Annotated in this window: 14 protein-coding genes and 1 other annotated feature; all 14 genes read left to right on the top strand. The window is 45.7% G+C overall.

From position 1 onward, the window contains the following. The first annotated feature begins 26 nt into the window (after positions 1–26). Positions 27–317 carry a hypothetical protein gene (locus tag G632_RS0108955; protein WP_022768690.1) on the top strand — a complete coding sequence of 97 codons (291 nt, stop codon included), beginning with the start codon at positions 27–29 and terminating at the stop codon, positions 315–317. Positions 318–479: 162 nt separating this feature from the next. Beyond that, a complete protein-coding gene (gene clpP, locus G632_RS0108950; protein WP_022768689.1) occupies positions 480–1,085 on the top strand; it encodes an ATP-dependent Clp endopeptidase proteolytic subunit ClpP in 606 nt (201 codons plus the stop codon). A 10-nt stretch (positions 1,086–1,095) separates the two neighbouring features. After that, the gene (gene clpX, locus G632_RS0108945; RefSeq protein WP_442852342.1) at positions 1,096–2,367 is read left to right on the top strand and encodes an ATP-dependent Clp protease ATP-binding subunit ClpX; all 1,272 of its coding nucleotides are present in this window, start codon (positions 1,096–1,098) and stop codon (positions 2,365–2,367) included. A gap of 334 nt (positions 2,368–2,701) precedes the next feature. Further along, entirely contained in the window at positions 2,702–3,928 is a 1,227-nt protein-coding gene (locus tag G632_RS0108940) for a hypothetical protein (RefSeq protein ID WP_155828870.1), read from the top strand. Positions 3,929–3,963: 35 nt separating this feature from the next. After that, positions 3,964–4,479: a hypothetical protein gene (locus G632_RS0108935; protein WP_022768685.1), complete on the top strand. Its 516-nt coding sequence runs from the start codon at positions 3,964–3,966 to the stop codon at positions 4,477–4,479. A 56-nt stretch (positions 4,480–4,535) separates the two neighbouring features. Beyond that, positions 4,536–5,156, top strand: coding sequence for a ribosome biogenesis GTP-binding protein YihA/YsxC (gene yihA, locus G632_RS0108930; protein WP_022768684.1), 621 nt, complete (start codon positions 4,536–4,538; stop codon positions 5,154–5,156). Further along, positions 5,153–5,776 (top strand): HdeD family acid-resistance protein, encoded by a 624-nt coding sequence (locus tag G632_RS21145; RefSeq protein ID WP_022768683.1) that lies wholly within the window; start codon positions 5,153–5,155, stop codon positions 5,774–5,776. The genes yihA and G632_RS21145 overlap by 4 nt, the downstream gene beginning before the upstream one ends. Positions 5,777–5,890: 114 nt before the next feature. Further along, positions 5,891–6,433, top strand: a complete 543-nt coding sequence (locus tag G632_RS0108920; RefSeq protein ID WP_026512495.1) for a helix-turn-helix domain-containing protein — start codon at positions 5,891–5,893, stop codon at positions 6,431–6,433. Between the two features lie 3 nt (positions 6,434–6,436). Continuing rightward, positions 6,437–7,246 carry a hypothetical protein gene (locus tag G632_RS0108915; protein ID WP_022768682.1) on the top strand — a complete coding sequence of 270 codons (810 nt, stop codon included), beginning with the start codon at positions 6,437–6,439 and terminating at the stop codon, positions 7,244–7,246. A 32-nt stretch (positions 7,247–7,278) separates the two neighbouring features. Then, positions 7,279–7,520, top strand: a binding site (T-box leader). Positions 7,521–7,619: 99 nt separating this feature from the next. After that, on the top strand, positions 7,620–8,180 hold the full coding sequence (locus G632_RS0108910) for a hypothetical protein (RefSeq protein ID WP_022768681.1): 561 nt from the start codon (positions 7,620–7,622) through the stop codon (positions 8,178–8,180). Further along, positions 8,177–9,016 (top strand): energy-coupling factor ABC transporter ATP-binding protein, encoded by an 840-nt coding sequence (locus tag G632_RS0108905; RefSeq protein WP_026512494.1) that lies wholly within the window; start codon positions 8,177–8,179, stop codon positions 9,014–9,016. The genes G632_RS0108910 and G632_RS0108905 overlap by 4 nt, the downstream gene beginning before the upstream one ends. Next, positions 9,013–9,831: an energy-coupling factor ABC transporter ATP-binding protein gene (locus G632_RS0108900; protein ID WP_026512493.1), complete on the top strand. Its 819-nt coding sequence runs from the start codon at positions 9,013–9,015 to the stop codon at positions 9,829–9,831. The genes G632_RS0108905 and G632_RS0108900 overlap by 4 nt, the downstream gene beginning before the upstream one ends. Next, complete coding sequence (locus G632_RS0108895; protein ID WP_022768680.1) at positions 9,828–10,598, top strand: energy-coupling factor transporter transmembrane component T family protein; 771 nt, start codon at positions 9,828–9,830, stop codon at positions 10,596–10,598. Before G632_RS0108900 ends, G632_RS0108895 begins: the two co-directional genes overlap by 4 nt. A 13-nt stretch (positions 10,599–10,611) precedes the next feature. Continuing rightward, on the top strand, positions 10,612–11,892 hold the full coding sequence (gene larA, locus G632_RS0108890; protein WP_022768678.1) for a nickel-dependent lactate racemase: 1,281 nt from the start codon (positions 10,612–10,614) through the stop codon (positions 11,890–11,892). Positions 11,893–11,914: the final 22 nt, after the last annotated feature.

The raw sequence follows: 11,914 nt of genomic DNA, 5'->3' as shown, positions 1-11,914 counted from the left end.
GGATTGTTTTAGAGGAGGAAAAAACAATGGATGATATGAACAACCTTAATCAGACACCACAGCAGATGCCTACATACGGACAGCCTGAGGTAGAGCCTGTTATCACAGTTGGTGATTGGGCACTCACAATTCTGCTTACATGGATTCCTTGCGTAAACATCATTATGCTTTGCATTTGGGCATTTGGAAGCAGCACACCTAGGACAAAGTCAAACTGGGCTAAGGCAATGCTTATCTTTGTTGCTATTAGTGTAGTACTCAGCATTATTTTCTCATCAGTTCTGGGCGCTTCACTTGCTGCAGTATTTGGCGGCTGATAAAGATCTGTAAAAGAAAACGAATTTTAGGGGCTCTGTCCGCAGGTTTTGCGGATGGAGCCCTTTGCTTTTGGGGTGGTAGTTGTAAAGGGTTCACAAAATGCGGTATAATATACATTGGTTTAGAATGTAATCTAAGCAGACTGGAGGAATAGTAATAATATGAGTTTAATACCTTATGTCATTGAACAGACCAGCCGTGGAGAGAGAAGTTACGATATCTATTCAAGGCTGTTAAAAGAAAGAATCGTATTTTTGGGGGAGGAAGTAAATTCTACATCAGCAAGCGTTGTTGTAGCACAGCTTCTTTTCCTTGAGGCAGAAGATCCCAACAAGGACATTCACATGTACATCAACAGCCCCGGAGGAGAGATCACATCCGGAATGGCTATCTACGATACAATGAATTACATCAAGTGCGATGTCAGCACAATCTGCATCGGTATGGCAGCCAGCATGGGAGCATTCCTTCTTTCAGGCGGAGCTAAGGGCAAGAGAATGGCTCTTCCCAATGCAGAGATCATGATCCATCAGCCACTTGGCGGAACACAGGGACAGGCTACTGAGATTGAGATCGCAGCTAAGCATATCCTGAAGACCAAAGAGAAATTAAACAGAATGCTTGCAGCCAACACAGGTAAGCCTTACGAGGAGATCTGCAAGGATACTGAGCGTGACAACTGGATGGATGCTCAGGAAGCTCTCGACTACGGACTCATTGATCAGATCGTTGAGAATCGTCCAAGAGAGAAGGATGACAAGAAATAATTAAGGAGAAATTATGGCAAAGAATTCCGGAGAGATCAGGTGCTCTTTTTGTAACAAGACACAGGATCAGGTAAAAAAGCTTATCGCAGGACCTGCAGGTGTTTATATCTGCGATGAGTGCGTAGACATATGTGCGGACATCATTGAGGAAGAGTTTGAGGATGAGCCTGCCCAGGCCAAGGACCAGCAGATCAATCTTCTTAAGCCTGTTGAGATCAGGAACTTCCTTGATGAGTATGTAATCGGTCAGGAGGAAGCCAAGAAGGTTCTGGCTGTCTCTGTTTACAACCATTACAAGAGAGTTCTTGCACCTAAGAGCGATGACAAGAATGATGTTGAACTTCAGAAGAGTAACATCATCATGATCGGACCCACAGGTTCAGGTAAGACCTATCTTGCACAGACTCTGGCTAAGATCATCAATGTTCCCTTCGCCATCGCAGATGCCACAACTCTTACAGAGGCCGGCTACGTAGGTGAGGACGTTGAGAACATTCTTTTAAAGCTTATCCAGAACGCGGACTACGACATTGAGAGAGCTCAGTACGGTATTGTTTATATCGATGAGATCGACAAGATAACCAAGAAGAGCGAGAACGTATCCATCACACGTGACGTATCAGGTGAGGGCGTTCAGCAGGCACTTCTTAAGATCGTAGAGGGAACTGTTGCATCTGTTCCACCTCAGGGCGGAAGAAAGCATCCACATCAGGAGCTTATCCAGATCGACACCAGCAACATCCTCTTCATCTGCGGAGGAGCTTTCGATGGTCTTGATAAGATTGTCGAGGCAAGACTTGACCGTAACTCCATCGGCTTTAACGCTGAGATTGCAGACAAGTCAGAAAGAGAGATCGGAGAGGTTCTCAAAGAGGTAACACCTCAGGATCTTGTTAAGTTCGGACTTATCCCTGAGTTTGTAGGCCGTGTGCCTATCACAGTAACTCTTGAGGGCCTTTCAAAAGAGGCTTTGGTGCGTATCCTTACAGAGCCCAAGAATGCTCTTGTTAAGCAGTACCAGAAGCTTTTTGACTTCGACAACGTTAAGCTCACCTTCGAGGATGAGGCAGTACAGAAGATCGCAGCCATGGCTTACGAGAGAGAAACCGGAGCCAGAGGACTTCGCTCTATCATGGAAAAGTCAATGATGGATGTAATGTATGAGATTCCATCAGATGACACCATCAGCGAGTGCGTCATCACAGAGCCTTGTGTTGACGGAACCAGCCAGCCTCTCATCGTAAGAGGCAAGGAGCCCAAGAAGCTTAAACAGGCGAAATAATTTCATTGATTTCAGGTCCCCGATTGTCCGGAAGATAATCGGGGGCTTTTAACTATTATCGGACTGTGATGATTATTGCTGTTGCTTAGTCCGATTCTTTGACTGAAATTTTACTAAGAATGTAATAAAAACAGCCATTTTATCGGACGAGAGATTCATCAGCGTAAAGTTGGTCCGATTATAGCGTCTCTGAAGAATGTGAAAAAACCATTTTTCAACAAAAAAGGCGGACTAAATAAGATATTAGAGAGCCTTGGTCCGATGATGAATGATGTATATCGGGGGGAGGGAGAATTCATCCAAGACATTGAGGCAAGGTCTTTGAGTGCATCTAGTGGAAATGAATAAAGACAACACCTTGTTTACAAAACGTATGAAGAAGACTCATACCATATACATGCCGGATATGCTGCACTATCACAATGAACTTCTTAGTGCGGCTTTTTCTCTTGGCGGATACAAACTGGATGTTGTGCCGGAGTATGAGCATTTCCCTGCGGAGATGCTTTCTTTGATAAATCCGAGTTACTGCACATGCGCTATGGATATAATAGGAAACCTGATGGCGCATCTGAAGAACCCTGATATAGACATTAACAAAGTCGCCATTCTTGAGCCTCAGGCAGGTGGCGCATGCAGAGCGGGAAACTACTATGACCTGATCATCCAGTGTGTGAAAAAGAGCGGCTATAGGATTCCGGTTCTCTCTCTGAATTTTTCAGGCGCGGAGTCCCATTCGGGATTTAAGATAACGCCGATGATGCTCTTTGGCGCTGTTGCAGGGGTGTGCTATGCAGATCTTCTTATGGCTCTTTTCCAGCAGATAAGACCCTATGAGAAGGAGAAGGGAGCCACAAAGAGAGTCTATGACAAGTGGATTAAGGCTTTGTCCGAAGACGTTTCCGCCCGCCGTAATCTCTTTTTCAGGGAAAAGAAATATCAGGAGATAATAGATGATTTCCTTGAGATTCCAAGGTTCTCCCGGGAGGAAAAGACCCTTAAAAGGGTGGGCATCTGCGGAGAGATTTACATCAAGTGTTCTCCCATAGGAAACAGGCACCTGGAGGATTTTCTATATGAGAATAATATGGAATCAAGGATGGAAGGGTTCCTTAACTATTGCACCTATGTGGTCTATACTGAAATGAAGTCGGCAGAACTTAAGGGTGCGTCAAAGGCCATGCTCAAGGCATATGCCTTTGCGATGAATTATCTGATTGGGGCACAGACGCAGGTGAGAAAAGCTCTTTTGCAAAACGGGTTTCTCGCGGATGGCCTGTTTGAAGATATGAGAAAGAAGGCGACACCGATACTCAGCGAGTACTACAACATCGGAGATGGTTGGCTTGTGATGGCGGAGGCCATGGATATGATAGAGCAGGGGTACGACAAGATACTAATCGTTCACCCTTTTGGCTGCCTTGTCAGTCATGTGGCAGAGCGCGGAGTCCTTAAGAAGCTGCGCCAGCTATATCCCGGGGCCAATATCAATACAATTGAGTATGACTACGAGCAATCCAAGGCGCTTCGGGAGAGCAGGATCATGCTGGCAACTTCGTGATAGATTTCAACTGTTGTATTTATGGGGGGAACAGGATGATTGACGTTATGAGAATGGATGGAGAATTTAACCTTTTAACTGACGGCGCAGGAATAGTGATATATTCAGTCGGGGCGATAAAGTGTAATGAGGGCGAGAACTTTTTTCAAAAAGAATTCAGCAGTCCAGATAAGGTGGCTGAGCACATTGCCAAGGGAGATATCATAGGCTTTAATACCGGCAGTTCCGGGGAATACAGGATCAAGGTCAGAGAAGGCTATCCCTCTGAGCAGATCATAAGTGAATATCCTGTGGCTATAAGACTGGCTTTGGATGTAAAGGGCGGGAAGGTTTACGTCATTGATCTGCTGTGGCTGACTGAATGGAGTGATGAAGTTCCCGAAGAACAGACGATTGTGCTGGATGATGGTATCTACCATGTTACGGTGTTGACCAGAAAGCCCGAATCCGGGATTTGGGGAGATGATCAGGAGATATATCTCTATTTTCAAGTTATCGACGAAATGCCTGAGATAATGTGGAAGGGCGTACCATACCTGTTTAAGGAGTGAAAATATCAACGCTATAGGGTATACTGTTAGTAGGCCAAGAGAGGAAGAATGAACATATGGTAATTAAGAATGTAAATCTTGAAACAGTCTGTGGTATAACCAGTACACTTCCGGACAATGCGCTTCCGGAGTTTGCTTTTGCCGGCAAGTCCAATGTGGGTAAGAGTTCTCTGATAAACGGTCTCATGAACCGCAAGAACTACGCGAGGACATCGCAGGAGCCTGGTAAGACACAGACTATCAATTATTATAATATAAACGGCGAGTTCTATCTGGTGGATCTTCCGGGGTACGGTTTTGCCAGGGTTTCCGAGAAGACCAAACAGCAGTGGGGCAAGATGATCGAGAATTATCTCCATACATCAAGGCAGCTTCGAAGGGTCTTTTTGCTGATAGATATAAGGCACGACCCTTCTGCAAATGACGTGCAGATGTACAAATGGATCGTGCATCAGGGCTTCCAGCCTGTCATCATCGCAACCAAGGCTGACAAGATCAAGCCTTCCCAGATGGAGAAGCATCTGAATATGCTCCGTCAGGGACTGGGGCTTCCTGAGGAACTTAGGATCTATCCGTATTCTGCGCTTAAGAAGACGGGAAGAGATGAGATTTATGAGCTCATGGACAGCATTCTGGCTGAGGATAAAGAGACTGATGAAGGAGGCACAGAGGAGTGAAGGACTTTTTCAGAAAAGTGAAGATGGAATACGTTGTTCAGTCACTTGTTATTATTGCAATCGGCGTTGTGCTCATAGCATGGGCACCGGCAGTTATTCCGCTTATGGCAAGAATTCTTGCAGCTCTTTTGTTTGTTGTCGGAGTACTGTTTGTGCTTTCATATTTCTTTAAAAAGGAAAGAGGCTTTGTGGACTCCGGTTCCTTTGCTTTCGGAATCATCGTGGCAGCAGTCGGCGTTTGGATTTTCCTTAATCCTGTTGCTTTCACGGATTTTATTCCTAAGATCTTCGGTGCTTTTATTCTTCTTAGCGGCATTAGAAATCTGGGACAGACATTCTCACTTGTGAGATATAAATATGGCCTTTGGTGGCTGTCGCTGATATTTGCGCTGGCAACTGTTGCGCTTGGTGCAGGACTTATCTTCAAGGCATCACAGGCTAACGAACTGATCGTAAGGCTTATCGGCGGATTCCTGGCCTATGACGGTGCATCAAACCTCTGGACTGCATCAAGGCTTGGCAAGTATGGAAAGGCTTTCGAGGCAGCTAAGCAGGAGGCTGAAGCAATCGATGTGGACGCAGAGATTGTGGATGTAGACAAAGACAGCGCTGAGAGATGAAACGAAATAAATAAAAATAAAGAAAATTGAAAGATAAATCACATTTTTGTCGGTTGAATCGCATTGATTTGCCGACAAAAATGTGATTTAATTTTTATAGGAGGATCACATCCTATGAAAAAATATATAACTCCTGCCAAGATAACTTCAGATGAGATCAAACTGCTAAGGGAGATCACGGGCATGACCCAGAAAGAGTTTGCTGAGTTTGTCGGTGTGTCCAAGCGTACGGTAGAGCGCTGGGAGTATTCAGATGATGAGATAACGGGACCTATCACTCTGATTGCGGACATGCTCATCAAAAACCATGATCTTCCGCAGAAGATACTGGTGCCTGAGAAAAAATATAAATTGAGACTATGGTACATGTATCACAGCTTTGTCTGTTCGATAATTGATGTGGATGAGATGGAACGGAAGGTTGAAGTTCACAATTTCATTTCCAATCCGCTGTATCGGGCTATGGGTGTGAACACTGAACCCACTTATGAGGAATATGAGGAATTTGTCAGATCAAGATGTTTTCCTGAAACCAGGGACAAGCTAAAACTTGAACTCAAGAAACTGGACATACCGTTCTATGACCCCATCATGATTATAGAAAAGACTGAGGGTCGCATGGCGGACGATGATTTCTGGATAAGAATAGAGAGATGATATATGGTGAAGCTGTTTGATGAGGATATTAAAACTACAGATCGGAAGTCATCTAAGGGAAACCAGCTGAAATTCGAAAGAGACGGATTCTGGTACAAGGCTGATAACCTGGGCTATGAGGGACTGGCTGAGTGTGTTGTATCAGCTCTTTTGCATAAGTCTTCTCTTGATGAAAAAGAGTTTACCGACTACGAGCAGGAATCCATAGAATACAATGACAACATATACAGGGGATGTAAAAGCCCGGACTTTACCGACGGATGGAAACTCATCACCCTGGAGAGGCTCTTTTTACAGACATATGGAACGTCTCTTAATAAGATGATCTATAGCACTGCTGATCATACTGAAAGACTGAGACTTATCGTTGGTCAGACAGAGAGGATTACCGGCATTAGTGATTTCGGCCCTTACATGAACAGGCTTCTTACTTTGGATGCGCTCTTCCTTAATGAGGACAGGCACACTCACAATATGGCGGTTCTTATGAATGATAGAAAAGAGTTCCGTTTATGTCCGATATTTGATAACGGAGGAGCTCTGCTTTCGGATACCAAAATGGATTATCCGTTGGGCCGGGATGTCTATGAACAGATTTGGCAGGTAAGGCCCAAGACTTTTGGCGAAACCTTTGAAGAACAGCTCGAGATTTCAGAGAAACTGTACGGAAACAATATCTCTTTTACCTACTCGGAAAAAGATGTTGATTCGGCCATTAAAGGCTTATCGGATTACAGTACGCAGGAAAAAGAGCGCGTTAAAGAGATAATACTTCAGACAAGAAGAAAGTATGGATATCTCTTTTCGAAATAGGTTGACGCTCAATCACTTTAGTGCTACAATTTGCTAAACCAATGAGAAAGAAGAGTACTTCATTTTTGAAGCTCACAGAGAGTATCCAGTGGTGAGAGGATGCAGTGGATGGATGAAGGAATGGACTTTTGAGGGCGAAGCGAAAGGGCGATAGCCTTAGTAGTATTCGACGGGAACTCCCGTTACAGAGTAGAGGAAGTGTTGGCTTTCTCATGAGAGATCGGATCATCCGATAAGCAAGGTGGCACCGCAGGATAACAGTCCTGTCCTTGTATGAAACTTCATACAGGGACAGGCTTTTTTATTACAAAAAAAACGCGTTCCCTGTACCAACACATTTTGATAGCCGCACAGACGGCAAGGAGGATTAAAAATGGACGTACAGAGCACAGCAAAAAGAGAAGTATTGGTTGAGGAAAAGAAGGGACTTGCTAACACAAGAAACCTCATCCTGGTTGGAGTTATGATGGCAGTAGGCATCGTTCTTCGTATGTTTGCGGGAGTTATTGCACTTGGTAACATGCACCCTAACTTCCTGATCGCAACATACTGCCTGGCTATTTTCATCATCAAGCCTAACCTCAAAGAGGCAGCAGCTATCGGTCTTATATCAGGCGCAATCTCACAGATCGGAACATCAATGCCATGGCTTGGACTTGGCTCTGAGACACTTGGAGCAATCGCTATGTGCCTGCTTATAAGGCTTGCACTTCCCAAGTATGTTAAGCCCGTTGTCTGCACATTCCTGGCAACACTTATCTCAGGATTCGCATTTGTCGGACTCGCAGCACTTACCTATGCTAAGCCGATGCCCGGAGCACAGTTTGTAAGCATGGCTATTGTAACTATTGTGACAGCACTTCTCAACATGGTCATTGTTACAGTACTCAGTATTCCGGTTAATAAAGTTATGGGAAATAAGGAAGAAGAATGATTTCAGTTAAGAATTTAGGTTTTGTCTATAAGAACAGTAAAACAGCAGCACTCGATGACATAAATATCGAGATCGCAGACGGAGATTTCGTAGGAATTACCGGCACTTCAGGTGCCGGTAAAACTACGTTTACCTTCGCATTAAACGGAATAATTCCCCAGAAGATAAAGGGAGATTTTTACGGAGCAGTGACCATTGACGGTGTTGATACTGCTGAACATCCGGCCGAGGAATTTGCAAGGAAGGTCGGAGAGGTCTTCCAGGATATCGATTCGCAGATGGTGGCTTCGGTTGTGGAAGATGAGATACTTTTCGGACTTGAGAACTTCGGCGTTCCACACGAAGAGATTGGGGCGCGCGTAGACAGAGTCTTGCACGAGCTTGGAATAGAAGACCTTCGTGACCGTGAGATTTCAAGCCTCTCAGGAGGTCAGAAGCAGAAGGTGGCAATAGCATCAATGCTTGCGCTTGAACCTGAAGTGATAGTTCTGGATGAGCCCACAGGTGAGCTGGACCCCGAGAGCAGCAGAGAGATCTTTAAGATACTTACTGCCCTTAACAGAGAGAAGGGCATCACTGTAATTATTGTCGAGCAAAAGATCATGCTCCTTTGCGAGTATGTTAAACATATGATGGTTCTTGATAAAGGCAAGGTTGCCTTTTACGGAACCCCGAGAGATATGGCAGCATCCATCAACACCTTCAAGGACCTTGGCATAAACGTGCCAAGAGTAACCGAGCTTTCAGCAGAGCTCATCAGGGAAAAGATATATGACGGTGAGGTTACGCTTACTGTGGATGATGCAGAGAAGATGGTCAGGAGGATCCTTGAATGATACGTTTTGAAGATGTTAGTTTCGGATACTCCGAGAAAAGACCTATTTTAAAAGACTTAAACTTCCGCATCGAAAAGGGAGGTTTTGTGGCGCTGATCGGTGCCAACGGTGCAGGTAAGAGCACCATAAGCCGCCTTACCAACGGCCTTTTGCATCCAACCAAAGGTCATGTTTACCTTAATGGAAAAGACACTTTACAGACCCCTTCGAGTACACTTGCAAGGGACTGTGGATTTCTTTTCCAGAATCCCGACAGACAGATCTGCGAAAACACTGTAAGGGATGAGATAGCTTTTTCCATGAAGGCGCAAGGGTGGTCTGAGGATAGGATCAAAGATCGCACAGAGCAGGTCCTTGAGACCTTTAAACTTGACCCTGAGTGGTTCCCCTTTTCAAGAAGCCGCGGAGAGAGACAGAGGATTGCACTTGCCGGAGTGATTGCCTGCGAGCCCGAGCTGCTTATTCTCGATGAGCCCACGACAGGACTTGATTACCTTGAGTGTATCCGCATCATGGATTATGTCACAAGGCTCAATGTGGAAAAGGGCGTAACGGTCCTAATGGTCAGTCATGATATGGAGCTGGTCCAGTCCTATGCAAAGAGTGTCATCGTACTCAACCATGGCGAGATCCTGGGACAGGGTCCTACAAAAGAGATGATGAAAAATGTCGACGTCCTTAAAAAGGCCAGAGTGCTCCCAGCGCAGATACCTGAGCTGGCGCTTCGCTTTGGGGATGAGTTTAAGGATGTGTTTACTATTGAAGAGATGCTTGACGCCCTTCGAGGGAAAGCTCAGAAGGGAGGCGCGTTATGAATCTTTTGAACTATGTGCCGGGAGATAGCTTTCTTCATAAGTTAAATCCTGTGACCAAACTGGCTGCGGCTTTTATGTATGGAATCGCAGCAATACTGTGTGAGAATGTTTTTGCGGAAGTTTTGTTTATCGTGGCGATGATCTTGATTTCTGCAACAGCCGGGCTTTTTAAGAGAGCTCTTTTCCTTACGAGAAACCTGATGATCCTGGGACTTATTATGTTCGTGATACAGCTCTTTTTCGTAAGAGACGGAAGTCCCCTTCTGGTTATCGGAGGCGTGGTGCTGTTTACGACCGGCGGCCTTAAGAGTGCACTGCTCTTGTCACTTAGAGTTATCGCAGCGATGCTTCCTCTGATGCTGTTGTTCGCGATCACCCGTATGAATGATCTTTGCAATGCGCTGGTAAAAAGGCTTCATCTGCCCTACAGATATGCGTTTATTGTTACCACTGCGTTCAGGTTTGTGCCGATATTTGCAACTGAGTTCCACGACATTCAGGATGCGCAGAAGGCCAGAGGCGTGGATTTTGATACAAAAAACATCTTCAGGAAGCTGGGGCTTATTGCGCCGCTGTGCGTGCCTCTTTTGGTATCAAGTCTTAAGAAGGTAGATGTATCTGCTATGTCTGCGGAGATGAGAGGGTTTGAACTTAGGGGCTATAAGAGCGGTTACAAGGAGTATCCTTTTGCTGTAAGGGATGTGGTCACTGTTCTGGTGCTGGTTGCGCTTATAGTGGCTGTTGTTGTTTTTAAAACTGTTTTGTGAGTGAGAGAAAGTTATGGATAAATCTGTTAGTTTGAAATACGGAACTGAAGTGGTGGATATTGAGATCAAGGGCGCGAAGTCCATTGAGTTTTTAAACCCGGATCCGATGCCTGAGATAGAGGATGTTTCAGAGGCTTTCAGGCTATGCGTCGAGGAGGGGGCAATTGCTTCTGCACCGCTTCGCGAGAAGATTTCGGCAGGTGATGAGATTACGATAGTGGTATCAGATATCACCAGGAGCTGGATGCACCAGGGAGATATAGTGACTCTCCTGGGGCATTATCTTCATGATACTTGTGCTGTTCCTTTTGAAAACATCTGCGTGTTAATCGCACTTGGTACTCACAGGAAATCTTCTGAACAGGAAAAAGAGATAATCGCAGGCTCCTACATGTATCAGAATGTTACGGTTGTGGATCATGACTGCGATGGTGAATGTGTACTTGTCGGACAGACTTCAAGAGGCACAGATGTGCGCGTCAATCCTTTGGTTGTTGGCAGAAAAGTCATCGTGGTCGGAGGAACTGTTCATCACATGATGGCAGGCTTTGGCGGCGGAAGAAAGAACATCCTGCCGGGAGTTGCTTCAAGGCAGACTATACGTCAGAACCATCAGAGGGCGCTGGATCCCAAGCTTGCTCATTCAGACCCCAGGGTTGGATGCGCTCTTTTGGATAATAATCCTATCAACGAGGACATGAACGAGGCTGCGGCTCTGGTGGAAGTGACTTACGGCATCAATATCGTGGTTGCTACAAGTGGCAGGTACAGCGGACTCTTTGGCGGAGACCTATACGAAGCGTGGAAGGAGAGCTGTCTTTTCCAAAAGAAGTGTTACGAGAAGTGGATCGACGAGGAAGCTGACATTGTCATCGTCAGCAGCGGCGGAGCGCCCAAGGACATGAACCTGTATCAGGGCTGCAAGGGCATGCTCAACGGCATGAGAGCCATGAAGGAAGGCGGACAGATGCTCTGGCTCTGTAAGTGCCCTGAAGGATGCGGAGCTCCCGACTACACAGCGTGGCTTGCGCCTCTTAAGGAAGGCAGACTCGATGAGGCTCTTCGCGCAGACTTCACCATCGGCGGATTTATCTTTTACCTGACTGTCGAGAACCTGAGGAAGGGAGAGTGCAGGATTCTCACCACTATTGACGGCGATACGACAGGGCCTATGGGTATGGAGGCGTTTACTGATGCTGCGGAGTTTGTGTCCGGCGTTGATTTCACGGATAAGAAGGTTTATGTGATTCCCTACGGCGGATCAGTTGTGCCGATGGTTAAAGGGAAGGATTGATGTTGAAAATGTGATTTTATGC

Source organism: Butyrivibrio sp. NC2007, assembly GCF_000421405.1.
Lineage (GTDB): Bacteria > Bacillota > Clostridia > Lachnospirales > Lachnospiraceae > Butyrivibrio.
Note: the sequence above shows the minus strand (reverse complement) of the source record. Positions and strands in the feature narration are given on the sequence as shown.